This window comes from Pseudomonas sp. 2FG (genome assembly GCF_005502935.1).
Classification (GTDB): domain Bacteria; phylum Pseudomonadota; class Gammaproteobacteria; order Pseudomonadales; family Pseudomonadaceae; genus Aquipseudomonas.
The window spans coordinates 21077-47066 of record NZ_SCMP01000010.1 but is presented as its reverse complement, the minus strand read 5'-3'; the positions used below and the strand labels follow the sequence as shown (position 1 = coordinate 47066).

Annotated in this window: 27 protein-coding genes; 15 read left to right on the top strand and 12 right to left on the bottom strand. The window is 64.7% G+C overall.

Translation table 11 applies throughout. The annotated features are described in order from the left end of the window. Positions 1-144 precede the first annotated feature (144 nt). The 3 genes from FFS13_RS11855 to FFS13_RS11845 form a co-directional block, all read right to left on the bottom strand. On the bottom strand, positions 145-939 hold the full coding sequence (locus FFS13_RS11855) for a thiazole synthase (RefSeq protein WP_137819295.1): 795 nt from the start codon (positions 937-939) through the stop codon (positions 145-147). Positions 940-1014: 75 nt separating this feature from the next. Continuing rightward, on the bottom strand, positions 1015-1215 hold the full coding sequence (gene thiS / locus FFS13_RS11850) for a sulfur carrier protein ThiS (RefSeq protein WP_137819294.1): 201 nt from the start codon (positions 1213-1215) through the stop codon (positions 1015-1017). A 100-nt stretch (positions 1216-1315) separates the two neighbouring features. Next, positions 1316-1687, bottom strand: coding sequence for a DUF423 domain-containing protein (locus FFS13_RS11845; RefSeq protein ID WP_137819293.1), 372 nt, complete (start codon positions 1685-1687; stop codon positions 1316-1318). Positions 1688-1871: 184 nt separating this feature from the next. Between FFS13_RS11845 and FFS13_RS11840 the strand changes: the two genes are divergently transcribed. After that, positions 1872-2216 (top strand): cupin domain-containing protein, encoded by a 345-nt coding sequence (locus FFS13_RS11840; RefSeq protein ID WP_137819292.1) that lies wholly within the window; start codon positions 1872-1874, stop codon positions 2214-2216. 131 nt (positions 2217-2347) lie between these two features. After that, a complete protein-coding gene (gene mtgA, locus FFS13_RS11835) occupies positions 2348-3040 on the top strand; it encodes a monofunctional biosynthetic peptidoglycan transglycosylase (RefSeq protein ID WP_137819291.1) in 693 nt (230 codons plus the stop codon). Positions 3041-3049: 9 nt separating this feature from the next. On the opposite strand, the gene FFS13_RS11830 is transcribed toward mtgA, so the two are convergent. The 5 genes from FFS13_RS11830 to ftsY form a co-directional block, all read right to left on the bottom strand. Beyond that, positions 3050-3661 carry a hypothetical protein gene (locus FFS13_RS11830; RefSeq protein ID WP_137819290.1) on the bottom strand — a complete coding sequence of 204 codons (612 nt, stop codon included), beginning with the start codon at positions 3659-3661 and terminating at the stop codon, positions 3050-3052. A gap of 77 nt (positions 3662-3738) precedes the next feature. Further along, positions 3739-4593, bottom strand: a complete 855-nt coding sequence (gene rpoH, locus FFS13_RS11825) for an RNA polymerase sigma factor RpoH (RefSeq protein ID WP_137819289.1) — start codon at positions 4591-4593, stop codon at positions 3739-3741. A gap of 111 nt (positions 4594-4704) precedes the next feature. After that, entirely contained in the window at positions 4705-5724 is a 1020-nt protein-coding gene (gene ftsX, locus FFS13_RS11820) for a permease-like cell division protein FtsX (protein WP_137819288.1), read from the bottom strand. Continuing rightward, positions 5724-6392, bottom strand: a complete 669-nt coding sequence (ftsE, locus tag FFS13_RS11815; RefSeq protein WP_137819287.1) for a cell division ATP-binding protein FtsE — start codon at positions 6390-6392, stop codon at positions 5724-5726. Before ftsE ends, ftsX begins: the two co-directional genes overlap by 1 nt. After that, positions 6389-7879, bottom strand: coding sequence for a signal recognition particle-docking protein FtsY (gene ftsY, locus FFS13_RS11810; RefSeq protein WP_137819286.1), 1491 nt, complete (start codon positions 7877-7879; stop codon positions 6389-6391). Before ftsY ends, ftsE begins: the two co-directional genes overlap by 4 nt. Before the next feature lie 144 nt (positions 7880-8023). Here ftsY and FFS13_RS11805 point away from each other — a divergent pair, with 144 nt between their 5' ends. Genes FFS13_RS11805 through FFS13_RS11790 form a run of 4 tightly spaced genes read left to right on the top strand, consistent with a single transcriptional unit; the run spans position 8024 to position 12485 of the window. Further along, the gene (locus FFS13_RS11805) at positions 8024-9379 is read left to right on the top strand and encodes a pitrilysin family protein (protein ID WP_137819285.1); all 1356 of its coding nucleotides are present in this window, start codon (positions 8024-8026) and stop codon (positions 9377-9379) included. Beyond that, on the top strand, positions 9372-10853 hold the full coding sequence (locus FFS13_RS11800; protein WP_137819284.1) for a pitrilysin family protein: 1482 nt from the start codon (positions 9372-9374) through the stop codon (positions 10851-10853). Before FFS13_RS11805 ends, FFS13_RS11800 begins: the two co-directional genes overlap by 8 nt. Beyond that, positions 10853-11452, top strand: a complete 600-nt coding sequence (gene rsmD / locus FFS13_RS11795) for a 16S rRNA (guanine(966)-N(2))-methyltransferase RsmD (protein ID WP_137819283.1) — start codon at positions 10853-10855, stop codon at positions 11450-11452. The genes FFS13_RS11800 and rsmD overlap by 1 nt, the downstream gene beginning before the upstream one ends. Positions 11453-11492: 40 nt before the next feature. After that, a complete protein-coding gene (locus FFS13_RS11790) occupies positions 11493-12485 on the top strand; it encodes a hydrolase (RefSeq protein ID WP_137819282.1) in 993 nt (330 codons plus the stop codon). A 16-nt stretch (positions 12486-12501) separates the two neighbouring features. Here FFS13_RS11790 and FFS13_RS11785 read toward each other — a convergent pair whose 3' ends face one another. Then, positions 12502-13167, bottom strand: coding sequence for a TetR/AcrR family transcriptional regulator (locus tag FFS13_RS11785; protein WP_137819281.1), 666 nt, complete (start codon positions 13165-13167; stop codon positions 12502-12504). Positions 13168-13429: 262 nt separating this feature from the next. Between FFS13_RS11785 and FFS13_RS11780 the strand changes: the two genes are divergently transcribed. From FFS13_RS11780 to ggt, 6 genes are all read left to right on the top strand, one after another. Then, a complete protein-coding gene (locus FFS13_RS11780; protein ID WP_137819280.1) occupies positions 13430-14860 on the top strand; it encodes a coniferyl aldehyde dehydrogenase in 1431 nt (476 codons plus the stop codon). 30 nt (positions 14861-14890) lie between these two features. After that, complete coding sequence (locus FFS13_RS11775) at positions 14891-15436, top strand: twin-arginine translocation pathway signal protein (RefSeq protein WP_137819279.1); 546 nt, start codon at positions 14891-14893, stop codon at positions 15434-15436. A gap of 51 nt (positions 15437-15487) precedes the next feature. Further along, on the top strand, positions 15488-17083 hold the full coding sequence (locus FFS13_RS11770; RefSeq protein WP_137819278.1) for a GMC family oxidoreductase: 1596 nt from the start codon (positions 15488-15490) through the stop codon (positions 17081-17083). Positions 17084-17277: 194 nt separating this feature from the next. After that, complete coding sequence (coaD, locus tag FFS13_RS11765; protein ID WP_137819277.1) at positions 17278-17757, top strand: pantetheine-phosphate adenylyltransferase; 480 nt, start codon at positions 17278-17280, stop codon at positions 17755-17757. A 157-nt stretch (positions 17758-17914) separates the two neighbouring features. Then, a complete protein-coding gene (locus FFS13_RS11760) occupies positions 17915-18166 on the top strand; it encodes a YfhL family 4Fe-4S dicluster ferredoxin (protein WP_119952829.1) in 252 nt (83 codons plus the stop codon). 4 nt (positions 18167-18170) lie between these two features. After that, positions 18171-19895 (top strand): gamma-glutamyltransferase, encoded by a 1725-nt coding sequence (gene ggt / locus FFS13_RS11755; RefSeq protein WP_371922953.1) that lies wholly within the window; start codon positions 18171-18173, stop codon positions 19893-19895. A gap of 39 nt (positions 19896-19934) precedes the next feature. Here ggt and FFS13_RS11750 read toward each other — a convergent pair whose 3' ends face one another. Beyond that, complete coding sequence (locus FFS13_RS11750; RefSeq protein ID WP_137819276.1) at positions 19935-20273, bottom strand: multidrug transporter; 339 nt, start codon at positions 20271-20273, stop codon at positions 19935-19937. Between the two features lie 171 nt (positions 20274-20444). Beyond that, entirely contained in the window at positions 20445-21257 is an 813-nt protein-coding gene (gene mutM, locus FFS13_RS11745) for a bifunctional DNA-formamidopyrimidine glycosylase/DNA-(apurinic or apyrimidinic site) lyase (RefSeq protein WP_137819275.1), read from the bottom strand. Between the two features lie 191 nt (positions 21258-21448). Here mutM and FFS13_RS11740 point away from each other — a divergent pair, with 191 nt between their 5' ends. The 3 genes from FFS13_RS11740 (at position 21449) to FFS13_RS11730 (ending at position 25349) form a co-directional block, all read left to right on the top strand. Then, on the top strand, positions 21449-22642 hold the full coding sequence (locus tag FFS13_RS11740) for a class I SAM-dependent rRNA methyltransferase (RefSeq protein WP_137819274.1): 1194 nt from the start codon (positions 21449-21451) through the stop codon (positions 22640-22642). A 305-nt stretch (positions 22643-22947) separates the two neighbouring features. Further along, complete coding sequence (gene ilvD, locus FFS13_RS11735) at positions 22948-24795, top strand: dihydroxy-acid dehydratase (protein WP_137819273.1); 1848 nt, start codon at positions 22948-22950, stop codon at positions 24793-24795. 83 nt (positions 24796-24878) lie between these two features. Then, a complete protein-coding gene (locus FFS13_RS11730) occupies positions 24879-25349 on the top strand; it encodes a metallophosphoesterase family protein (protein WP_137819272.1) in 471 nt (156 codons plus the stop codon). Positions 25350-25403: 54 nt separating this feature from the next. On the opposite strand, the gene FFS13_RS11725 is transcribed toward FFS13_RS11730, so the two are convergent. Then, entirely contained in the window at positions 25404-25916 is a 513-nt protein-coding gene (locus FFS13_RS11725) for a dihydrofolate reductase (protein ID WP_171006473.1), read from the bottom strand. Positions 25917-25990: the final 74 nt, after the last annotated feature.

The following is a 25990-nucleotide window of genomic DNA, read 5'->3' as shown; positions in this document are numbered from 1 at the left end:
CGATTCGATCATGGCGAACTCTTAACTTAATTAACGCTGCGCTGCAGTCATCGTCATACCCGCGTAGGCGGCTATCCAGATACACCCTGGCACCCGGGCTCCCACCGGCGCGGGAGCGACGGCAACAGGTTTTCCCGCAGCTTTTTAGCGGATCAGACCATCCAGTGGCGAAGAGGCGCTGGCATACAGCTTCTTCGGCATCCGACCGGCCAGATAGGCCAGGCGCCCGGCAACGATCGCGTGCTTCATCGCTTCGGCCATCAGCACCGGGTTCTGCGCGTGGGCGATGGCGCTGTTCATCAGCACCGCCTCACAGCCCAGCTCCATGGCGATGGTCGCGTCGGACGCGGTGCCGACACCGGCATCCACCAACACCGGCACCTTCGCCTCTTCGAGGATGATGCGCAGGTTGTACGGGTTGCAGATGCCCAGCCCGGTGCCGATCAAGCCGGCCAGCGGCATCACCGCGATGCAGCCCATCTCGGCCAGTTGCCGGGCGATGATCGGGTCGTCGCTGGTGTACACCATCACGTCAAAACCGTCCCGCACCAATACCTCTGCGGCCTTGAGGGTCTCGATCACGTTGGGGAACAGGGTCTTCTGGTCGGCCAGCACTTCCAGCTTGACCAGCTTGTGCCCGTCCAGCAGCTCGCGTGCCAGGCGGCAGGTGCGCACCGCCTCGATGGCGTCATAGCAGCCGGCGGTGTTCGGCAGGATGGTGTAACGCGAAGGCGAAATCACATCGAGCAGATTCGGCTCATCCGGGTTCTGGCCGATATTGGTGCGGCGTACCGCGACCGTGACTATCTCCGCGCCCGAGGCCTCGATGGCACGCCGGGTTTCGTCGAGATCCTGATACTTGCCGGTACCGACCAACAGACGTGACTGGTAAGTACGACCGGCCAGGGTAAAGGGCTTATCGCTGCGAACTTGGCTCATCGGAAATCCTCTTGGGCTTTGGCGCTGTTGCCGCCAGTTCTGTTGCTGTCGGGGCTGCACTGTCGCGGCTAAACGCTAGCCGCCACCGATGGCGTGCACCACTTCCAGCTGGTCGCCCTCGCGCAGGGTCGTGGCGGCGTGCTGGCTGCGCGGCACGATATCCAGATTGAGCTCGACCGCAACACGGCGGCCAGTCAGCTCGAGGCGAACCAGCAAGTCGGCGACCGTCTGGCCAGCGGGCAGCTCGAAAGATTCACCGTTCAACTGAATGCGCATGACGGGGCAATCACAATTTGAGGGGGGCCGGCATTCTAGCCCTATCGCTGGCGATGACCAAGGCAAAGGCGCGCCATTCGTCTTACAGTTGACGCCAAAGTCAGGTTAAACGCCAGGCTGCCACTCCTAAACAGGCCCAACCGGCGAGAAACGCCAGGCCGCCGAAGGGCGTGAGGATGCCGAGCTTGCCGACGCCGGTCAGCGTCAACAGATAGAGACTACCGGAAAACAGCAGGATGCCCAGCGTGAACAGGCTGCCCGCCGCCGTCAGCCAGCGCCCCGGCAGGTGCGGCGTCAGCACCGCCAGCGCCAGCAACGCCAGGGCATGAATCAACTGGTAATGCACACCGGTCTGAAACACCGCCAGGTACTCGGCGGACAAGCGGCTTTTCAGGCCGTGGGCGGCGAACGCGCCGAGGGCCACGCCGCTGAAGCCGAACAATGCGGCCAGCAGGACAAATACACGCAGCATGCGCAGAGCTCCAGAATGACCAATTCGCAGTTGGTACCGAGCATCATGCCCGCAGAAACCCGCAGCGGCAAAAATAGTGGCGGGAACCAGGCCATACCAGGTCGGCTGCAGACAACCCCGCCGCCACCCGGCGCCCTATAGTGAAGACCCAAACCGCGCCCATTAACTGCCAGTGGAATGCCCCATGCCTAATCCGATCACCGTACTCAGAGACACCCAGCCACTCCCCGCCCTGGATGCCTGCAAGTGGAAGAAAATCGCCGGCGACCCGCACACCGTGAACCTGAATGCCTACACCTCGGAAGACGGCAAAAAGATCATGGGCACCTGGATCTGCACGCCGGGCACCTGGGAAGTGAACTATGACCGCTGGGAGTACTGCCACTTCCAGGAGGGCTACTGCATCATCACCCCGGAAGGTAAAGAGCCGATCCACCTCAAGGCCGGCGATATTTTCATCGTCGAAGCCGGCATGCGCGGCACCTGGCAAGTAGTAGAAACCGTCAGGAAGTACTTTGTGTTTGCCTGATCCTCGGTACTCGCGCTGCCGCCGCTTGGCGATAACGGTGGCAGCGCGGCATGGCTCATCCCCGACAGATATCCGCGACTGGCCATCCCCCTGGTTATAATGGCCGCCTCAACTGCCAGGCCCAGCCGCGCATGCTTAGATCACTGTTTCCCCGCCTGTTCAAACCGCTGTTCTGGTTCGCGGCCGGCTCGGCGCTGCTGGTGCTGCTCTTGCGCTGGATTCCGCCGCCCGGCACGGCGCTGATGGTCGAGCGCAAGATCGAGTCCTGGGTCGCCGGCAAGCCCATCGACCTCAAGCGCGACTGGCGCCCCTGGAAGGAGCTGCCGGACGACCTGAAGATCGCCGTGATTGCCGGCGAAGATCAGAAATTTGCCGAGCACTGGGGCTTCGACCTCAACGCCATCCAGGCCGCCCTGGCCCATAACGAACGCGGCGGCTCGCTGCGCGGGGCCAGCACCCTCAGCCAGCAGGTGGCGAAAAACCTGTTCCTCTGGTCCGGCCGCAGCTGGCTGCGCAAGGGGCTGGAGGCCTGGTTTACCGGGCTGATCGAGCTGCTCTGGCCGAAGCAGCGGATTCTCGAGGTGTACCTGAACAGTGTCGAATGGGGCGATGGCGTGTTCGGCGCCGAAGCCGCCGCGCGCAAGCACTTCGGGATCGCCGCGCCTTATCTGTCGACTCAACAGGCCAGCCTGCTCGCCGCCGTGCTGCCCAATCCACGGGAGTGGAGCGCCGGCCACCCGGGGGGTTACGTCAGCCGCCGTGCCGGCTGGATTCGCCGACAGATGCGCCAGTTGGGCGGCAGCCACTACCTCAACCAGATGTGAGCGCAGCGCTCAGTGCTGCCCCAGCGCCCGCCGCGGCACGACGCGCAGCAGCTGCAACTGATCGTCCTGCACATGCGCAGTCAAGCCTTGCAGCGGATAGACCCAGGCCTCGCCCTCGGTCAGCTCCAGACGCAGCCGCGGCGGGCCCAGACTCGCGGCGACTCGCTCACCGCTCACTGGCTGTAGCGGCGTCAGGGTCAAGGTCACCAACCCATGCTGGCCTAATTGCGCCAGCAACTGCTGACCGAGCGGCTGCTCGGCGTCCTTCGGCCCCAACCCCGTCGCCGCCATCAGGCTGGAGCGTTCGCTGTCAGTCAACGCCAGTTCGGCTTCCAGCCGCCAAGCATCACCGGCAGCCGCCAGTTCCGCGCGATAGAGCAGACGCGGCCCGTCCACACGCGGTTGTAGCCACAGCTCGCCCTCGGCCGCAGCGCTCAAGCCACTCAATGTCAGTCGATCCTCGGCCAAGGGCGTCAGCAGCTGGCTCCGCCACTCGGCCAAGCCGGGCAATGGCGCGACCTTGTCCGGCGCACGCATCAACCAGCCACCCCAGGCAAAGAACAGCAGCGCCACCAGGGCAAACAACAGCCAATGCTGCAGACGCAACGGCGGCATGGACATAGGTTTACTCCAGGCAAAAATTCAGACAGAAAAAAGCCGCACCAGAGTGCGGCTTTTCGAGGGCGACTGACCGGCTCTTAGGCCGCAATCGAACCTTTCAGCTTGTTCATGGCGTTCTTCTCCAACTGGCGGATACGCTCTGCGGAGACGTTGTACTTGGCCGCCAGCTCATGCAGGGTCGCCTTCTCCTCGGCCAGCCAACGCTGGTGCAGGATATCGCGGCTGCGCTCGTCCAGAGCCTCCAGCGCCTCATGCAGATTGGCGGTGGAGCTGTCGCTCCAATCCGAATCTTCCAACTGCCGGGCCGGATCGTAGCGATGGTCTTCCAGGTAGTTCGCCGGCGACTGGAACGCACTGTCGTCGTCGGCTTCGGCCGCCGGATCGAAGGCCATGTCGTGGCCGGTCAGACGGCTTTCCATCTCGCGCACTTCACGCGGCTCCACACCCAGGCTCTCGGCCACCGCCTGCACTTCGTCGTTATTCAGCCAGGCCAGACGCTTCTTCTGGCTGCGCAGGTTGAAGAACAATTTGCGCTGCGCCTTGGTGGTGGCGACTTTGACGATGCGCCAGTTACGCAGGATGAATTCGTGGATCTCGGCCTTGATCCAATGCACCGCGAAGGACACCAGGCGCACACCCATCTCCGGGTTGAAGCGCTTGACCGCCTTCATCAGGCCGACGTTGCCTTCCTGGATCAGGTCGGCCTGGGCCAGACCGTAACCGGAATAACTTCTGGCGATATGTACGACAAAACGCAGGTGCGCCAGCACCATTTGCCGGGCCGCCTCGAGGTCTTGATGGTAATAGAGACTCTCGCCCAGTTCGCGCTCCTGCTCGGCGCTCAACAGCGGAATGCTGTTAACCGCATGCACGTAGGCCTCCAGGTTGGCACCCGGGACCAAGGCATAGACAGGTTGCAAAGAATTGCTCATGCGAATCCTCCGACTCACGAAAACATGTGCCTTTCAAGCACTGCGAATAAGACTATACAGTTGACTCAAAAGTTCAAAAAGCACGAAAACACAAATAGAAACAAACTCTTACTACTTTGGCGCGAGCTCGTTCAAGTGCCGAGCGACCGCTAGCCAGGCGCCAATATACCCCAACAATAGTGCGCCCAGCAGCAGAGATAGACCATCGGCTAATGGCACCCCTCCGAGGGCAAAATCACTGCCGTAGAGCCCTGCCAGCCGCACCACGGCGCCATTCAGCCAGTCCAGGCCGAAGGCCAGCACCGCCCAGGCGAGCAACCCGGCGCCCAAACCATAGAGCGCGCCCATATAGAGGAAGGGCCGGCGCACATAGCTGTCGGTCCCGCCGACCAGCTTGATCACCTCGATCTCCGTGCGGCGGTTCTCGATATGCAGACGAATGGTGTTACCTATGACCAACAGCAGCGCCATCACCAGCAACAGGGTCAGACCGAAGACGAAGCGCTCACCGAGCTTGAGGATCGCGCTCAGGCGCTCCACCCAGAGCAGATCGAGCTGCGCCTGCTGCACCTTCGGCAACTCCGCCAGACGCAGACGCAAGGCCTCCAACCCGGCTTTATCGACTTCCTTCGGCGTGACCAGAATCACCCCCGGCAGCGGATTTTGCGGCAACTCCTTGAGCGCTTCGCCGAGGCCCGACTGCTGCTGAAACTCCGCCAGCGCCTGCTCGCGGCTGATCCACTCGGACTCGGCGACATCCGCCATCTCGGCGATCTGCGCCCGCAGCTGTTCGCCTTCGGCATCGCTGGCATCGAGCTGCATGAACAGGGAAATCTGCGCGGCGCGCTGCCAGGAGCCACCGAGGCGCTCGACGTTATTCAGCAGCAGGGAAAGCCCCATCGGCAGACTCAGGGCGATGGCCATCACCAGGCAGGTGAAGAAACTGCCGATCGGCTGCTTGCCCAACCGGCGCAGGCTGTCGACCAGGCTGTAGCGATGGCTCTCCAGCCAGGCGTGCAGCAGGGTACGGAAATCCGGCCCGCCGTCATCCTTCTTGTCGTTCTTCTTCGGCGCAGCGCCTACGCGCTCGGCCGCGGACGACGGCTCTTGTGGGTTGCGAGTCGCACTCATTAGCCGGCCTCCCCATCGCCAATCAAACGGCCGCGCTGCAAGGTCAGCATGCGATGGCGCATGCGGGCGATCAACGCCAGATCGTGACTGGCGATCAGCACGCTGGTGCCCAAGCGGTTGATGTCTTCGAATACGCCCATGATCTCCGCCGCCAGCCGCGGGTCGAGGTTACCCGTGGGTTCGTCCGCCAGCAGCAGGGCCGGGCGATGGACTACCGCACGGGCGATACCGACCCGTTGTTGCTGACCGGTGGACAGATCGCCGGGAAACAGCTCGCGTTTGTCCGCCAGCGCCACGCGCTCCAGCGCCGCGTCGACCCGCTTGGCGATCTCCGGCTTGGACAGGCCGAGAATCTGCAACGGCAAGGCGATGTTGTTGAACACGGTACGGTCGAACAGCAGCTGGTGGTTCTGGAATACGACACCTATCTGCCGGCGCAGAAACGGAATCTGCGCAGAGGTGATCTGCGCCAGATCCTGTCCGGCCAGCAGCAGCTTGCCGGTGGTCGGCCGCTCCATCGCCAGAATCAGCCGCAGCAAGGTGCTTTTGCCGGCACCGGAGTGCCCGGTGACGAACAGAAACTCGCCACGCCGCACGCGGAAACTCAGCTCGTGCAGGCCGACATGGCCATTGGCATAGCGTTTACCGACCTGCTCAAAGCGAATCATGCATGCTCCCGCTCGGCGAACAAGGCCTGCACGAAGGCCTCGGCTTCAAAGGTACGGAGATCGTCGATGCTCTCACCGACGCCGATATAGCGAATCGGCAGGCCAAACTGCTTGGCCAGGGCGAAGATCACCCCGCCCTTGGCCGTGCCATCCAACTTGGTCAGCGCCAGACCGGTCAAGCTCACGGTCTGGTTGAACTGCTTGGCCTGGTTGATGGCGTTCTGCCCGGTGCCGGCGTCCAGCACCAGCAGCACTTCGTGCGGCGCCGCCTCATCGAGCTTGCCGATCACTCGGCGGACCTTCTTCAGCTCTTCCATCAAATTGTCTTTGGTGTGCAGGCGCCCGGCGGTATCGGCGATCAGCACATCCATGCCGCGCGCCGTGGCGGCCTGCACCGCATCGAAGATCACCGAAGCGGAGTCCGCGCCGGTGTGCTGGGCGATCACCGCGATCTGGTTGCGCTCGCCCCAGACCTGCAATTGCTCGACGGCGGCGGCGCGGAAGGTATCGCCGGCGGCGAGCATGACTTTCTTGCCTTCCAGCTGCAGTTTTTTCGCCAACTTGCCGATGGTGGTGGTTTTCCCGGCACCGTTCACGCCGACCACCAGAATCACGAATGGCTTCTTCTGCGGATTGATCTGCAGCGGCTGTTCGACCGGCTTGAGCAAGGCCGTCAACTCTTCCTGCAAGGCTTTATACAGAGCGCCACTGTCGGTCAGCTGCTTGCGCGCGACCCTTTGCGTCAGGCTCTGGATGATCGCGGTGGTGGCTTCGACGCCCACGTCGGCGGTCAGCAGATGGGTTTCGATCTCGTCGAGCAGCTCGTCATCGATGGCTTTCTTGCCGAGGAACAGGCTGGCCATGCCCTCGCCGAGGTTGGCACTGGTCTTCGACAGCCCCTGCTTCAGACGCGCGAAGAAGCCGGCTTTAGTTTCTTCGGCACTGGCAGCCACGCTGGTGACGCTGACCGGCGCGGGCGTTAGCGGCACCGGCGGCGCAACCGGCGGAGCAGTTTCGAGCGCTGCGGGCGCTACCGGCTCGGCGGTTGCCGGCGACGCTGCCACCGGGCTCGGCGCCTGGCTCTCCGGCGCCTTGAAGCGCGCGAAAAAGCCTGGCTTGGCGGCTTCTTCTACAGTTTCGAGAGCGGCCTGGGCAGGCGTTGGCACGCGACTGTCGGGCACAGCTTGGGCCTGCGCGGGCGGCTCAGCAGGGCTAAGCGGCGGCGGGCTGGCCAGCGGCTGTGGCGCGAGGCTCGGTTCGGCCGTTGGCGGCGACTCAACCGTCAAGGTCGGCTCGACCGGGCCGCTGGCAGGCACCACTGCGACCGGCTCAGGCGTGGCGGGCCGTGGTTTGGCCGACGCCTCGGCAGCAGTCTCCTGCGGCTTCTTGCGCAGCCAGCCGAACAGGCTCTTCTTCTCTCCGGACTCAGCCGGCGTTTTCTCTCCAGCCGCGGCTGGAGTCTTCTTGTCGTCGTGGGAACCAAACATGGAGACGGCTATCTCAAGGGAGCGACGCGCCGACAGGGCAAAAACCCAACAGCCGTGGCCGCCAGTAAAACGGATGAGTATCCTAGCACCTCCGCGCCCGCCGACGCTAAGACCACGCGGGCCGCCCGACAGGTCGACCACTTAATGAAAATGCTAGCCCGCCGCGCCGCTGGTCTGCTGCTCGCGGCCCTCTGCGTGCCGCTGACGACACTGGCCGCAGACCCTCAGCCGACCCACGAATTCAGCCTGGAGAATGGCCTCAAGGTCATAGTCCGCGAGGATCACCGCGCCCCGGTGGTGGTTTCGCAGATCTGGTACAAGGTCGGCTCCAGCTACGAAACGCCGGGCCAGACCGGCCTGTCCCATGCCCTCGAACACATGATGTTCAAGGGCAGCCGCAAGCTCGGCCCGGGTGAAGCCTCGCGGATCTTGCGCGAACTGGGTGCCGAGGAGAACGCCTTCACCAGCGACGATTACACCGCCTACTACCAAGTCCTGGCCCGTGACCGCCTGGCGGTGGCCTTCGAGTTGGAGGCCGACCGCCTGGCCAGCCTGCGCCTGCCGCCGGAGGAGTTCAGCCGCGAGATCGAGGTCATCAAGGAAGAGCGCCGCCTGCGCACCGACGACAAGCCCAGCGCGCTGGCCTATGAACGCTTCCAGGCCCTGGCTTACCCCGCCAGCGGTTATCACACCCCGACCATCGGCTGGATGGCCGACCTCAAGCGCATGACGGTGGAGGAACTGCGCGCCTGGTACGAAACCTGGTACGCGCCGAATAACGCCACCCTGGTGGTGGTCGGCGACGTCAGTGCCGACGAGGTGAAGGGCCTCGCCGAACGCTATTTCGGCCCCATCCCCCGCCGCGCAGTGCCGAGTGCGAAGCCGCCGGTAGAGCTGGCCAAACCGGGCGAGCGGCGCATTCGCCTGCACCTGCAGACCCAGTTGCCGAGCCTGCTGATGGGCTTTAACGTGCCGGGCCTGGCGAGCGCCAAGAATGCCCGCGCTGTGCATGCCCTGCGGCTGATCGCCGCGCTGCTCGACGGCGGCTACAGCGCGCGCCTGCCGGCCCGCCTGGAGCGCGGCGAAGAACTGGTGTCCGGCGCCTCGGCCTACTACGACGCCTACACCCGCGGCGACAGCCTGTTCGTGCTGTCCGCCACCCCGAATGGGCAAACCGGCAAGACCCTGCAAGACACCGAAGCCGGCCTCTGGCGGCAACTCGACGACCTCAAGCAGAGCCCGCCGTCCGCCGAGGAACTGCAGCGCGTGCGCGCCCAGGTGATTGCCGGCCTGGTCTACGAGCGCGACTCCATTACCAGCCAGGCCACCACCATAGGCGAGCTGGAAACCGTCGGCCTGTCCTGGAAGCTGATGGATGAGGATCTTGCCAGCCTGGAGGCGGTGACCGCCGCCGATATCCAGCAAGCGGCCCGCACCTACTTCACCCGCGAGCGCCTAAGCGTCGCCGAGATCCTGCCGAAGGAGGCTTCCCATGAGTGAGCGCAACGCTCTGCGTTACGGCCTGCTCGGTCTGGCCCTGTTGGCGCTGCTGGCAGTCTTGGCCTTCCTTGTCAGCCGCCCGGCCCAAGCCCCGACCACCCCGGCAGCGGCACCTAGCAATCAATTGCAATCGCTGGCCACCCTCGACGGCCAGGCGCCCAGCCACCGGGCCCTGGAGATCCAGACCTGGCAAACCGCCGAGGGCGCCAAGGTGCTGTTCGTCGAGGCGCACCAACTGCCCATGTTCGACCTGCGCCTGACCTTCGCCGCCGGCAGCAGCCAGGACGGCGGCACACCCGGCCTGGCTATGCTGACCAACGCCATGCTCAACGAAGGCGTGGCCGGCAAGGATGTCAGCGCCATCGCCGAAGGCTTCGAAAACCTCGGCGCCGGCTTCGGCAACGGCGCCTATCGCGACATGGCCGTCGCCAGCCTGCGCAGCCTGAGCGCCGCCGACAAACGCGAAGCGGCGCTGCAGCTGTTCGCCCAGGTCATCGGCCAGCCGAGCTTTCCCGCCGACGCCCTGGCGCGGATCAAGAACCAGGTGCTGGCCGGCTTCGAATACCAGAAGCAGAACCCCGGCAAACTGGCCGGCCTGCAACTGTTCGAACGGCTCTATGGCGCGCATCCCTACGCCCACTCCAGCGAAGGCGACGCGCAGTCGATTCCGGCTATCGGCATCGCGCAGTTGCGCGCCTTTCATAGCAAGGCCTACACCGCCGGCAATGTGGTGATCGCGCTGGTCGGCGACCTCACGCGGGCCGAGGCCGAGGCCATGGCGGCGCAGGTCTCCAGCGCGCTGCCGAAAGGTCCGGCGCTGGCCAAGGTGGCCCAGCCGCAGGAGCCGAAAGCCGGGCCCAGCCATATCGAGTTCCCCTCCAAGCAAACCACCCTGCTGCTGGCCCAACTGGGTATCGACCGCCGCGACCCGGACTACGCCGCGCTGTACCTGGGCAATCAGATTCTCGGTGGTGGCGGTTTTGGCACGCGCCTGATGGAGGAAGTGCGGGAAAAACGCGGGCTGACCTACGGCATATCCTCCGGCTTCAGCGCCATGCAGGCGCGCGGGCCGTTTATGATCAGCCTGCAGACCCGCGCCGAACTCAGCGAAGGCACCCTGAAACTGGTGCAGGACATCCTCCGCGACTACCTGGCCAGCGGCCCGACGCAAAAGGAACTGGATGACGCCAAGCGCGAACTGGCCGGCAGCTTCCCGCTGTCCACCGCGAGCAATGCCGATATAGTCGGGCAACTGGGTGCCATTGGCTTCTACGACCTATCGTTAACCTACCTGGAAGACTTCATGCGGCAGGTTCAGGCGCTCGACGTCGCGCAGGTCAAAACCGCGATGGCCAAGCACCTGCACCCGGATGCCCTGGTGATAGTCAGCGCCGGCCCGAGCGTGCCGCAGAAACAACTGCCGCCCCCCACCGACCACCCCGTCGAGCAGCCGCTCGGCGTACCGGAGCACTGATGAGCCGTCCCGCGAAACCCAGCAACGTTCCAACCCACGGCGGCCAAGGCCAGCTGCGGATCATCGGTGGCGAGTGGCGTAGCCGCCAGTTCAGCTTCCCGATGGCCCACGGCTTGCGGCCGACCCCGAACCGGGTGCGCGAAACCCTGTTCAACTGGCTCGCCGCCTATGTGGCCGGTGCCCGCGTGCTCGACCCGTTTGCCGGCAGCGGTGCGCTGTACCTGGAAGCCTTGTCCCGCGGCGCCAGCATGGCCTTGGCGCTGGACCTGAACGCGGCGGCCATCGCCAGCCTGCGCCAGGCGCTGGACACCCTCAAATGTGGCAACGGCCAGCTGCTGCAGAGCGATGCCCTGCGCTATCTGGAGAATCAGCCGGGCAGCGCCTTCGACCTGGTGTTTCTCGACCCGCCGTTCGGCCAGAACCTGCTGCTGCCGACCTGCACCCTGCTGGAAGAAAAAGGCTGGCTAGCCGACGACGCCTGGATCTATACCGAAAGCGAAACTCCACCCTCGGGCCTCGGTCTGCCGGGCAACTGGCGCCTGCATCGGGAACAGAAAGCCGGCCAGGTCTATTACGCGCTTTGGCAACGCACGGCGTAGAGCCACCCGCGCGGCTGCGACTGATCGATGAGCAACAACTATGAGCACGAGCTTCAAACCCGCCTGGTGGTTGCCCAGCGCCCACCTGCAAACCCTGTGGAATGCGCTGTGCCGGCGGCCACCCGTGCTCGAGCGGCGGCGCGAACGCCTGTGGCTCGCCGATGGCGACTTTCTCGATCTGGACTGGCACGGCCCCCATGCGGCCGAGGCGCCGCTGGTGCTGATCCTGCACGGCCTGACCGGCTCATCCAGTTCGTTGTACGTGCTCGGCTTGCAGCAAAGCCTGGCCGCTCAGGGCTGGGCCAGTGCGGCGCTGAATTGGCGCGGCTGCTCCGGCGAGCCGAACCTGCTGCCGCGCGGCTATCACTCCGGGGTCAGCGAAGACCTCGCCGCCGCCATCGAGCACCTGCGCCGCCAGCGGCCGCTGGCGCCGCTGTATGCCGTCGGCTATTCGCTGGGCGGCAATGTGCTGCTCAAGCACCTGGGCGAAACCGGCACGGCGTGCGGGTTGCGGGCGGCGGTCGCGGTATCGGTGCCGTTTCGCCTGGATCACTGCGCCGACCGCATCGGCATCGGCTTTTCCAAGGTCTACCAAACGCACTTTATGCGCGAAATGCTCGCCTATGTGCGCGACAAGCAGAAGCGCTTCAAACTCGACGGCCAAGCCGAGCGCCTGACCACCCTGGAGCAGCTCGGGCCACTGGACGGCATCCGCACCTTCTGGGATTTCGACGGCCGCATCACCGCGCCGCTGCACGGTTTTGCCGATGCCGAGGATTATTACCGGCGCGCGTCGAGCCGCTACTACCTCGGCACGATCACGATCCCGACTCTGCTGATCCAATCGATCGACGACCCCTTCGTATTCCGCCACAGCCTGCCGGAAGCCTCGGAGCTGGCCGCCAACACCAGGCTCGAGCTGCACCCGCGCGGTGGCCACGTTGGTTTTATCGAAGGTTCCTTAGTACGTCCCGGCTATTACCTGGAGCGGCGCATTCCGGACTGGCTGGCGGAACAGGCGTCGGGCGAATAAATCACGCCCGGCGCGTCTAGCTCGGAATCACCAGCTCCAGCGGCACATAGAGTTTCTGATACAACGCCTGCACAGCCGTCTGCGCATCCGGAGCGATATAGCCACCTTCCAGCGCCAAGACCTGATAGATGCCCCGCCGCAGCATGTCCTCGCTGAGATCGCCCGGATCCCCGCGTGAAGTGCAGAGAAAGCGCACCCAGGACGTCATGATGATCCAGCTGTTGAGGGTCAGCGCCTCGATCTGCTGACGATCCATCAGCAGAATCCCCGCCTCGACGAAACCCTGATAGATCGCCTGCGCATGGCTCAGGCAGCGCTGGGAGAACAGCCGATACTGCGCCGCCAGCTCGGCATCGGATTCCAGCAGATGCTCGAGATCGCGATGCAGGAAGCGGTAGTACCACATCGCCGCCAGCAGCGCCTCCAGGTAGAAGGTCTTGTCTTCCACCGTCATCGCACGGCCTTGCGGGCGGCGCAAGAAGACGTCCACCTGCCGCTCATACTGGCTGAACAGCTCGGCGATAATCGCCTGCTTGTTGCGGAAGTAGTAATACAGGTTGCCCGGGGAAATCCCCAGGTGCGCGGCAATATGATTGGTCGTCACGTTGCGCTCGCCCTGGGCGTTGAACAGCTCCAGGCTGGCTTGGATGATACGTTCGCGGGTTTTGATCGGCGCGGCCATAAAGCTGCTCTGGGTTGGATACGGGTACGTCGCCGTGCTGTGCCAAAGGTACAGGGGCAAGTCTGCGCAGTGTTACGCAATACCACGCAGACGAGCGAATACTGACTTTTCGTTGGGCTGCACCCGACGAGCTGCCACGGCATTCTATTTGACACATTAGAGTAATTACTCTAAAAATCCAGCACGCACTTTCCATGAAGCCCCAAACCGCTATGCAAACGGTTTCCGGGTTTCCCACGCTGGATCGCCAAGGAGCCGCAGCATGGTCGCCGACATCGCTTACCTGCAACAGAGCCAGCAACAGATCGCCCAACTGGATGACCTATTCAGCCGCCAGCGCGAGGCCTTCCGCGCCAACCCGATGCCCACGGCAGAGCAGCGCATGCAGTGGCTGAACGCCCTGCGTGAGCTGCTGCTCGGCGAGCAGGAGGCGTTGGTCCAGGCGATTTCCCAGGACTTCAGCAACCGCGCCGCCGAGGAGACCTTGCTGGCGGAGATCATGCCCAGCGTGCAAGGCATCCACTACGCCAGCAAGCGCCTCAAGAAGTGGATGAAACCCTCGCGCCGCGCGGTCGGCCTGGCCTTCCAGCCGGCCAGCGCCAAGGTGGTGTACCAGCCACTGGGCGTGGTCGGCGTCATAGTGCCGTGGAACTACCCGCTATTTCTCGCCGTCGGCCCATTGGTCGGCGCCCTCGCGGCCGGCAACCGGGTAATGGTCAAGATGAGCGAGTCGACGCCGGTCACCTCGCAATTGTTCAAGGACCTGCTGGCGCGGATCTTTCCGCAAGACCTGGTCGCCGTGGTGCTGGGCGAAGCGGAGGTCGGCATGGCCTTCTCCAAACTGCCCTTCGACCACCTGCTGTTCACCGGCGCCACCAGCATAGGCAAGCACGTGATGCGCGCCGCCGCGGAAAACCTGACCCCAGTCACCCTGGAACTGGGCGGCAAGTCGCCGGCTATCGTCTCGGCCGACGTGCCGCTGCAGGATGCCGCCGAACGCATCGCCTTCGGCAAGACCATGAACGCCGGGCAGACCTGCGTGGCGCCTGACTACGTGCTGGTGCCGAAAGATCGCGTGGACGGCTTCGTCGCCGCCTATCGCCAGGCGGTGCAGGGTTTCTACCCGAGCCTGAAGGACAACCCGGACTACACCGCGATCATCAACGAGCGTCAGCTGCAGCGCCTGCAGAGCTACCTGAGCGACGCAGAAAGCAAAGGCGCCAAGCTGATCCCCCTGTTCGCCGAAGGCCAGGGCCGGCGCATGCCGCAGACCCTGCTGCTGAACGTCAGCGACGAGATGAAGATCATGCAGGACGAGATCTTCGGCCCGCTGCTGCCGATAGTGCCGTACGAGCGCATCGAGGAGGCCTTCGCCTACATCAACCACCGTCCACGGCCGCTGGCGCTCTACTACTTCGGCTACGACAAGGGCGAGCAGCAACGCGTGCTGCACGAGACCCACGCCGGCGGCGTGTGCCTGAACGACACCCTGCTGCATGTGGCCCAGGACGACATGCCGTTTGGCGGTGTCGGCCCGTCCGGCATGGGCCACTACCACGGCCACGAAGGCTTCCTGACCTTCAGCAAAGCCAAGGGCGTGTTTATCAAACAGCGCTTCAACGCCGCCAAGCTGATCTACCCGCCCTACGGCAAGGCGCTGCAGAAGCTGGTGTACAAGCTGTTTATCCGTTAAGTCGCCATTAGAGCGAGGTGCATAACCACAATGACTGACACCAGCTTCGACGCGCCGGGCCTGTCCCGCCGCGGCCTGCTCAAGGTCGGCCTGTTCGGCACGGCCTTGCTCGCCACCGCCGGGGTCACCGCGACCCTCAGCGGCTGCTCGGCCAGTACGCCGGCCAGCGGCTTGAGCGTCCTGCGGGCTTCCGACCTGCCGTTCCTTAAGGCCCTGATCCCGGTACTGCTCGAAGGCGCCGTCGCCCCGGAGCAGATGCCGGACGCCATCGACGGCACCTTGCAGAGCCTCGACTACAGCCTCAACCGGCTGTCGCCAGCGATGCTCAAACTCACCGTACAGCTGTTCGATGTGCTCGCCCTGCCGATCACCCGCGGCCCGCTGACCGGGGTCTGGGGCAGCTGGGCAACTGCGTCCGACACAGAGGTGCGCAACTTCCTCGAGCGCTGGCAGAACAGCTCCATCGGTCTGCTGAAGATGGGCCACAGCTCGCTGCTCCAGCTGGTGATGATGGCCTGGTACGGGCGCCCGGAGTCCTGGGCGCATTGCGGCTACCCGGGGCCGCCGACGGTCTGAGGCAACACCTGTAGCGGCACACCATAAGAATTAGCCTGAGAGCAGCCTGACATGCCCGTACCCGATTTGTTCGCCGAAGGCCTCGCCCGCGGCTGGAAAACCCACAACGGCTCACGCCTGGAGCATGACCTGACCCTGGAGGCCGACGTCGCCATCGTCGGCACGGGGGCCGGCGGCGGCACCACCGCGGAAATTCTCAGCGCCGCTGGTTTCAAGGTGCTGCTGATCGAAGAGGGGCCGCTGAAGACCAGCAGCGACTTCAAGATGCAGGAGGCCGAGGCCTATCCCAGCCTGTATCAGGAAGGCATCGGGCGGATGAGCAAGGATGGCGCCATCACCATCCTGCAGGGCCGCGCAGTCGGCGGCACCACGCTGATCAACTGGACCTCGAGCTTTCGCACCCCCGACCCGACCCTGGAACACTGGGCCAAGGAACACGGCGTCAAAGGCCACAGTTCGGCGCAGATGGCCCCCTGGTTCGAGAGGATGGAACAGCGCCTGGGCGTTGCGCCCTGGCTGCTGCCGCCCAATGCCAACAACGAGGTGATCCGCGCCGGCTGCGACAAGCTCGGCTACCACTGGAAGGTCATCCCGCGCAACGTCCGCGGCTGCTGGAACCTCGGTTACTGCGGCCTGGGCTGCCCGACCAACGCCAAGCAATCGATGCTGGTCACCAGCATCCCGGCGACCCTGGAGAAAGGCGGCGAGCTGCTCTATCTGGCACGTGCCGAGCGCCTGCTGCTCGACGGCGAGCGGGTCAGCGGCATCGAATGCGTGGGCATGGACGAGCGCTGCGTGGCGCCGAACGGCCGCAAGATCAGGGTCAAGGCCAAGCATTACGTGCTGGCCGGCGGCGGCATCAACAGCCCGGCGATCCTGCTGCGCTCCAAGGCGCCGGATCCGCACCAACGGGCCGGCAAGCGTACCTTCCTGCACCTGGTGAACTTCTCCGCCGCGCAGTTCGAGCAGGTGATCAACCCGTTCTACGGCGCGCCGCAGTCGATCTACTCCGACCACTTCCAGTGGGACGAGGGCCCGACCGGGCGCATGTCCTACAAACTGGAAGTACCGCCCTTGCATCCGGCGCTGACCGCCACCCTGCTCGGCCGCTTCGGCGTCGACAACGCCTTGCGCATGGAACAGCTACCGCATACCAACATGATGTTGGCGCTGCTGCGCGACGGCTTCCACCCGGACAGCGCCGAAGGCAGGGTGGAGCTGCGCGGCGATGGCAGCCCGGTACTCGACTACCGGATGACCGACTACACCTGGGATGGCGTGCGCCGCGCCTTCCACACCATGGCCGAGATCCAGTTCGCCGCCGGGGCCAAGGCCGTGTTGCCGATGCACGCCGACGCCGACTACGTGAAAACGACCAAGCAAGCCCATGCGTTGATCGACAATCTGAGCCTGGAGCTGTATCGCACCCGCCTCGGCAGCGCCCACGTGATGGGCGGCTGCGCCATGGGCGAAGACCCGCAGCAGGCCGTTACCGACAGCCTCGGCCGCCACCACCAACTGAGCAACCTGTCGATCCACGACGGCTCGCTGTTCCCCACCAGCATTGGCGCCAACCCGCAGCTGTCGGTCTATGGCCTCACCGCCAAGCTGGCCACGCGGCTGGCCGAGCGGCTCGGCAAAGCGTAGGGCGGGTTAGCCTGCGCCGGCATTGGTGGATTGCTTCGCTGAATCCACCCTACGCCTGACTGGAACCCGCCAGGGTGAAACCCAGCTGGGTTCACCCTGGCCACCAAGATGCGCGCCTGCACCTCCTGACTTGGCCGGCGGGACCCTGCTGCGCTACCATCCGAATCCCCTACGGACTCCGCCAGGACGTCGCGATGAATCGAGTGTTGTACCCAGGTACCTTTGACCCCATCACCAAGGGCCATGGCGATCTCGTCGAGCGCGCCTCGCGCCTGTTCGATCAAGTGGTCATCGCGGTAGCCGCCAGCCCTAAGAAGAACCCGATGTTTCCTCTGGAACAACGGGTAGAGCTGGCCCGCGAGGTCACCAAGCACCTGCCGAACGTCGAGGTCGTGGGCTTCGCCACCCTGCTCGCGCACTTCGCCAAGGAGCAGAACGCCAATGTCTTCCTGCGCGGCCTGCGCGCCGTCTCCGACTTCGAGTACGAGTTCCAACTGGCCAATATGAACCGGCAACTGGTGCCGGACGTGGAAAGCCTGTTCCTCACGCCGTCGGAGAAGTACTCGTTTATTTCCTCCACCCTGGTGCGTGAAATCGCAGCCCTAGGTGGCGACATCACCAAGTTCGTCCACCCGGTGGTGGCCGAGGCCCTGACCGAACGCTTCAAGCGCTGAGTCCGCCAACCGGTAAGGCGCCCGGCCGAAAAAATGCTCCCTGCATTTTCGGCATTTCCACCCGCCATGGCGGTCGCGTGCACTGCGGGCGCCGATGCGGCACAATTACCGCATAGTTCCCCAATGTCGCGGCAACCGCCACGGCAGGAGTTGTTCCATGTCCCTGATCATCACCGACGACTGCATCAACTGCGACGTCTGCGAACCTGAGTGCCCGAACGGCGCCATCTCGCAGGGCGAAGAGATCTACGTCATCGATCCCAACCTGTGCACCGAATGCGTCGGCCACTACAACGAGCCGCAATGTCAGCAGGTCTGCCCGGTCGACTGCATCCCGCTCGACGAGGCGCACGTCGAGAGCAAAGACGAGCTGATGCAGAAATACCTGATCCTCACCGGCAAAGCCTGAGCCCGTGAGCCGCCTGATCCGCGGCAGCTCGCCTGCCAGAGCGCTGTTCGGCGCCCTGCTGCTGTTTTGTGCCCTGCTCGCCCAAGCCGCGCCAACCCCCAAGCAAGCCGCCATCGCCAGCGCCCATCCCGCCGCCACAGTAGCGGGTTTGGAAACCCTGGCGGCGGGCGGTAACGCCTTCGACGCCGCCGTGGCGGTCAGCGCCGCCCTCGCCGTGGTCGAGCCCTATGGTTCGGGCCTCGGCGGTGGCGGCTTCTTTCTGCTGCGCGAGGCGGGCGAGCCGCCGACCTACCGCTTTCTCGACGCCCGCGAACGGGCACCGCTGGCCGCCCACGCCGATCTGTACCGGCGCGGCGGCCAGGTGCAGCCGGCCTTGTCCCTGGATGGCGGCCTGGCCGCGGCCATTCCTGGCTTGCCCGCGGCCCTGGTGGAGTTGGCCCAGCGCTTCGGGCGCTTACGCCTGATCGACTCCCTGGCTCCGGCGATCCGCCTGGCGCGCGACGGCGTGTCCATCGACCGCGTCTACCGCGAGCGCGCCACCTGGCGCCTGGCGGCCTTGCGCGACGATGCGGAAAGCGCGCGGATCTTCCTCGATAAGGGCGCCGTCCCCGAACAATGGAGCCTGCTGCAGCAGCCGGAACTCGCCGACACCCTGGAGCGTCTGGCCCGCTACGGTAAGGCCGGCTTCTATGCCGGCGAAACGGCGCAGAAACTGGTGAGCGGAGTCAGGGCGGCCGGCGGGATTTGGAGCCTCGCTGACCTGGAGCAATACCGCGTGGTGGAGCGCGCGCCGTTGCGCTACCCGCTGGCCGAGGGACGTGAGTTGATCAGCGCGCCGCCGCCCTCCGCCGGTGGCATCGCCCTGGCGCAAAGCCTGGCCATGCTGCAACAGCTGCCCTGGCGCCAGGCCGACAAGCTGCAGCGCAGTCACTATGTGGTGGAAGTGCTACGCCGCGCCTATCGCGACCGCGGCCTGCTCGGTGACCCGGACTTTATCGCCAACCCCATCGCCAAGTTGCTCGACAGTCGCTACCTGCAGCAGCTGGCGCGCGGCATCGACCCGCTGCAAGCCACACCCAGCAGCAGCCTGCCGCCGGCTCCGGCCTGGCGCGAAGGCGAGCACACCACCCATTTCGCGGTGCTCGACAGCGCCGGCAACGCCGTCGCCGCCACCCTCTCGGTCAACCTGCCATTTGGCGCCGCCTTCACCGTGCCGGGCACCGGTGTGCTGCTCAACGATGAGATGGACGACTTCGCCGCCGATCCTCAAGGCGCCAATGCCTACGGCCTAAGCGCCAGCCAGGCCAATGCGATCGCCGCCGGTAAACGCCCGCTGTCGAGCATGAGCCCGAGCTTTATCGAGAGCCCTAGCCAGTTCAGCGCGTTCGGCACCCCGGGCGGGAGCCGCATCCCCAGCATGGTGTTGCTGGCGGTGCTCGAATACCTCGATGACCAACCGGTGGCGGGCTGGCCGGCGGTGCCGCGCTACCACCATCAATACCTGCCGGACCAGATCGAGTACGAGCCCGCGGCCTTCACCCCGGCAGAAATCACCGCCCTGCAAGCCCGCGGCTATCGGCTCAAAGCCGTAGGGCGCAGTTACGGGAATCAGCAGGTGCTGTTGTGGAACAAGGACAGCGCCAGCGTCGAGACCGCCAGCGATCCGCGCGGAATTGGCCAGGCCATACTCTTCACGCCAAACGCAGAAACCAAAAAACCGGTCGATTGACCGGCTTTTCAGCGTTACTACCTGTTCAGTACTACCTGATCAGTCTTGTTTGTAGCCGCTGCTGGTGCAACCCAGGCAGCGCACAAACGCCTCCTTGCCCGGCACAACCACCAGTTCTTGCGCGGCTTCGCCGACATTGCCACCCAGCGCCGTGAACGGCAGGCTGACGACAAAGGCCACAACGCCAATCGCCGTAGCGCCAATCAGCAAGGGGCGGGCAATCAGCAAATCACCGATCATCGAATAGGCCGGTGGTGCCTCGACGGTGTACGTCGGATCACCACTGGCATTCTGCTGCACCATTTCCGCCTGTGCCGGCAGCGCCAGGAGGCCAGTGGTCAGCGCCAAGACAACAGCGGTTGAGCGAAACAGGTTCATGAGTGCGATCCTTCAGCTATTCAGGGTGCGGTGGCTCTAACTATAACAGCGCTCGGGCGATTGTCAGCGTGACGGCCGTCAATCGCCGTAGAACGCATAGTGCGGCTTTTTCGGCAGATAAGGCGAATGGAAGCGCTCATTGCCACTGGGCCAGAAAGCCGGCCGATAACTTCAGCGTTGGCAGCGCGGACAATAGACACTGGCGCGCTGGCCCAGACGAATCTCGCGCAAGGTGCTGCCGCAGTTTTTGCAGAACTCACCGCCGCGCCCGTACACGAACAATTCCTGCTGGAAGTAACCCGGCTGACCATCGCCACCGACGAAATCCCGCAATGTGGTGCCCCCGCGTTCGATGGCGGCGGCGAGGATGCGTTTGATCTCCTCCGCCAGCTTCAGATAACGCGCCCGCGAGATGGAGCCGGCCTCGCGGCGCGGGTCGATACCGGCGGCGAACAGCGCCTCGGTCGCGTAGATGTTGCCGACCCCGACCACCACCGCGTTATCCATGATGAACGGCTTGACCGCCATGCTTTTGCCGCGCGACAGCCGATACAGCCGCTCGCCGTCAAACAGCTCGGTCAACGGCTCGGGCCCCAGGCGCCGCAGCAGCTCGTGGTTGAGCGGATCGATGCTCCAGAGCAGCGCACCGAAACGTCGCGGGTCGGTGTAACGCAGCGCCAGCCCGCACTCCAGGACGATATCCACATGCTCGTGCTTGGCCACCGGCGTATCGGCAGGCACCAGGCGCAGGCTGCCGGACATGCCGAGGTGGCTGATCAGAGTCCCCGCCTCGGCCTTGATCAGCAGGTACTTGGCGCGCCGCTCGACGCACTCGATGCGCTGCCCCGACAGGCGCACGTCGAGGTCCTCGGGGATCGGCCAACGCAGGCGGCGCTCACGCACTATCACCCGGCTGACGCGCTGGCCCTCGAGATAGGGCGCGATACCGCGGCGGGTGGTTTCGACTTCGGGTAGCTCAGGCATAAAAGGCGGGCACGGCAACGGCAAATTGAAGAGCAGACGGCCACCTTAGCAGGAAAGGCCAAGGCCGACGAGGCGCGCCGAGCGCAACCCGCCACGGCCTAGCCACATACTCGCCGCTGCACGGTCACCCGCTGCAACCAGCTAGCGTGTCGCCTGGGCTATAATCCCGCTCTTTTTCCGGAGAGCGACCCATGTCCCTGCCCAGCCTGCGCCTCAAAGCCAATGCCGATCGCCGCCTGCGCGCCGGACACCTGTGGGTCTACAGCAACGAAGTCGATGTCGTCGCCACCCCGCTGAACGGCTTCAATGCCGGCGACCAGGCCATCCTCGAAGCGGCCGGCGGCAAACCGCTGGGCATAGTCGCGCTGAGCCCGAACAACCTGATCTGCGCCCGCCTGATCTCCCGCGATACCAAGCATGTGCTGGACAAGTCCCTGCTGGTGCACCGGATCAATGTCGCGTTGTCGCTGCGCGAGCGTCTGTTCGACAAGCCTTACTACCGCCTGGTCTATGGCGATTCCGACCTGCTGCCGGGTCTGGTGGTCGACCGTTTCGGCGATATCGTTGTGGTCCAGCTGGCCTCCGCCACCATGGAGCGACATAAGGACGACGTGCTCGCCGCGCTGATCCAAGTGCTCAAACCCAGCGGCGTACTGTGGAAGAACGACTCCGCCGCCCGTGACGCCGAAGGCCTGAGCCGCTACGTCGACACCGCGTTCGGTACGGTGCCGGAGTGGGTGGCCCTGGAAGAGAACGGCGTGAAGTTCGAAGCGCCGGTCATGGAAGGCCAGAAAACCGGCTGGTTCTACGACCACCGGATGAACCGCGCGCGCCTGGCACCCTACGTCAAAGGCAAGCGCGTGCTCGACCTGTTCAGCTATATCGGCGGCTGGGGCGTGCAGGCGGCGGCGTTTGGCGCCAGCGAAGTGATGTGCGTAGACGCCTCCGGCTTTGCCCTCGACGGCGTCGAGCGCAATGCCACGCTGAACGGCCTGTCCGAGCGAGTGGCCTGCGTGGAAGGCGATGTCTTCGAAGCGCTCAAGGAACTGAAAGCCGCCGAAGAGCGCTTCGACGTGATAGTCGCCGACCCACCCGCCTTCATCAAGCGCAAGAAAGACCTGAAAAACGGCGAGGCCGCCTACCGTCGCCTCAACGAACAAGCCATGCGCCTGCTGAACAAGGACGGCATCCTGGTCAGCGCTTCCTGCTCCATGCACCTGCCGGAAGACGACCTGCAGAACATCCTGCTCAGCAGCGCCCGTCACCTGGATCGCAATATGCAGCTGCTCGAACGTGGCGGCCAAGGCCCGGATCACCCGGTGCACCCGGCGATAGTCGAGACCCGCTATATCAAGAGCCTGACCTGCCGTTTGCTGCCGAGCTAAGCCGCTCTTGTAGGGTGCGTTGCAACGCACCATTAACCTTCTGCCGGTGCGTTGCCCTACGGGTAACACACCCTACGCCCTCCCGGCCGACCGCCAGCCTTTCCTCGGCGAAGGCGTGAGGGGTAGAATCCGGGCATCTCTCGCCAGCTATCCCCGGCGGGCATGTGAGCCCAGGCCCAGCATGCGGTGATCCCGCTACGTCTCCCGGCCTTGATCCGACCACACAGCGACTGCTGTTTGCTTCCGATCCAAGCGACGCTCACCATACGCATATATCCGCTACCTGATTAGCCGCAGGAACTACCATGCCTGACTATCGCTCGAAAACCTCCACCCACGGCCGCAACATGGCCGGCGCCCGAGCCCTTTGGCGTGCCACCGGGATGAAGGACGAGGACTTCAAGAAGCCGATCATCGCCATCGCCAACTCCTTCACCCAGTTCGTGCCCGGCCACGTGCACCTGAAGGACCTCGGCCAGCTGGTCGCCCGCGAGATCGAGCGGGCCGGCGGCGTCGCCAAGGAATTCAACACCATAGCCGTCGACGACGGCATCGCCATGGGCCACGACGGCATGCTCTATTCGCTGCCGAGCCGCGAGATCATCGCCGACTCTGTCGAATACATGGTCAACGCCCACTGTGCGGATGCGATTGTCTGTATCTCCAACTGCGACAAGATCACCCCCGGCATGTTGATGGCCTCCCTGCGCCTGAACATTCCGGTGATCTTCGTCTCCGGCGGCCCGATGGAAGCCGGCAAGACCAAGCTGGCCAGCCATGGCCTGGACCTGGTCGATGCCATGGTGATCGCCGCCGACGAAAGCGCCTCCGACGAAAAGGTCGCCGAGTACGAGCGCAGCGCCTGCCCGACCTGCGGTTCCTGCTCCGGCATGTTCACCGCCAACTCGATGAACTGCCTGATGGAAGCCCTCGGCCTGGCCCTGCCCGGCAACGGCTCGACCCTGGCCACCCACAGCGACCGCGAGCAGTTGTTCCTGCAGGCCGGGCGCACCGTGGTCGAGCTGTGCAAACGCTATTACCAGGACGGCGACGAATCGGCCCTGCCGCGCAATATCGCCAGCTTCCAGGCGTTCGAAAACGCCATGAGCCTGGATATCGCCATGGGCGGCTCGACCAACACCATCCTGCACCTGCTGGCCGCCGCCCAGGAAGCCGAGATCGACTTCGACCTGCGCGACATCGACCGACTGTCGCGCCAAGTCCCGCAGCTGTGCAAGGTGGCGCCGAACATCCAGAAGTACCACATGGAAGACGTGCACCGCGCCGGCGGCATCATGAGCATCCTCGGCTCACTGGCCCGTGGCGGCCTGCTGCACACCGAGCTGCCGACCGTGCACAGCAAGACCATGGCCGACGCCATCGCCCAGTGGGACATCACCCAGACCGCCGATGAAGCCGTGCACCGCTTCTTCAAGGCCGGCCCGGCGGGCATCCCGACCCAGACCGCGTTCAGCCAGTCGACCCGTTGGGAAACCCTCGACGACGACCGCGCTGAGGGCTGCATCCGCAGCGTCGAGCACGCTTATTCCCAGGAGGGTGGACTTGCCGTGCTCTACGGCAACATCGCCCGCGACGGCTGCGTGGTGAAAACCGCCGGTGTCGACGAATCGATCCACGTCTTCGAAGGCAACGCCAAGATCTTCGAGAGCCAGGACAGCGCCGTACGCGGCATCCTCGCCGACGAAGTGAAAGCCGGCGACATAGTCATCATCCGTTACGAAGGCCCGAAAGGCGGCCCCGGCATGCAGGAAATGCTCTACCCCACCAGCTACCTGAAATCCAAGGGCCTGGGCAAAGCCTGCGCACTGCTGACCGATGGGCGTTTCTCCGGCGGCACCTCGGGCCTGTCCATCGGCCACGCCTCGCCGGAAGCGGCAGCCGGGGGTGCCATCGGCCTGGTGCGTGAAGGCGACAAGATCCTGATCGACATCCACAACCGCAGCATCAACCTGCTGGTCAGCGATGAGGAACTGGCCCACCGCCGTCACGAGCAGGACAAGCTCGGCTGGAAGCCGGTGGAAAAACGCCCACGCAAGGTGACTACCGCGCTCAAGGCCTACGCCCTGCTCGCCACCAGCGCCGACAAGGGTGCGGTACGCGACAAGGCGATGCTCGACAAGCTGATGCCGTAAGCACCCGGCAAAACAAAAGCCCGGCAGCATGCCGGGCTTTTGCTTTCTACCCTTTATGAAAAAGGCGAGAGGGGAATCAGCCCATGAAGACCCACGTGAAAATCGGCCTGATCTCCGACACCCACGGCCTGCTGCGTCCCGAGGCACTGGCTGCCCTACAAGGCTGCGAGCATATCCTCCATGCCGGCGATATCGGCAAAGCGGAAATCCTCGACACCCTGCGCGAGCTCGCGCCACTGAGCGTGGTGCGCGGTAATAACGATCGAGGCGAGTGGGTAAGCAGCTTGCCGGAGCACCTCAAGCTGAACCTGGCGGGCGTCTCGCTCTATCTGCTACACGACCTGGCCGAGCTGAGGCTCGATCCCGCCGCCGAAGGCATTCGTGTGGTGGTCAGCGGCCACTCCCACAAACCCAAACGGGAAGAGCGCAACGGCGTGCTCTACCTCAACCCCGGCAGTGCCGGACCGAGGCGCTTCAAACTGCCCATCTCCGTCGGCCTGCTGCATGTGGACGACCAGGGCGTGCGCGGCGAGCTGATCGACCTCATCCCGTAACCGGATGCAAACCGGGCCACGGCCTGCATCTCAACCGACCAACTGACAGCCTCCTCAGCGCCGCTCCCACACCTCAAAGGCATAGCCCGGTGTTTCTGCCGTTGCCTCATGCTCGATGCTGGAAGCCATGCGCCAGTCGTTGTCCGCATATTCAGGGAACCAGGCGTCACCCTCAGGGCTCAGCGCGACACGGGTCAGGTACAGCCGCTCAGCCAGCCGCAACCCTTGCTCGTACAACTGCGCCCCGCCGATCAGCATCAGCTCTTCGGCATCCTCCGCGCGCGCCCAGGCTTCGGCACGGATCAGCGCCGCCTCCAGCGACGGGAAGACTTCGGCGCCTTCCAGGCGCAGACCCGGCTGACGGCTGACCACCAGATTGAGGCGACCCGGCAACGGCCGACCGAGGGAGTCCCAGGTCTTGCGGCCCATGATGATCGGCTTGCCGAGGGTCAACACCTTGAAGTGTTTGAGATCCGCCGGCAAATGCCAGGGCAGTTGATTGTCGCGACCGATCACGCGGTTGTCGGCGAGGGCGGCGATGAGGCAGAGGGGGAGTGTTTTTTTCATGGCCGCGAGGATAACGGCTCCGGGGACCGGAAAGAAAGCAAACGGATGATGGGCTGGCCCCGAGTGGTTATCCT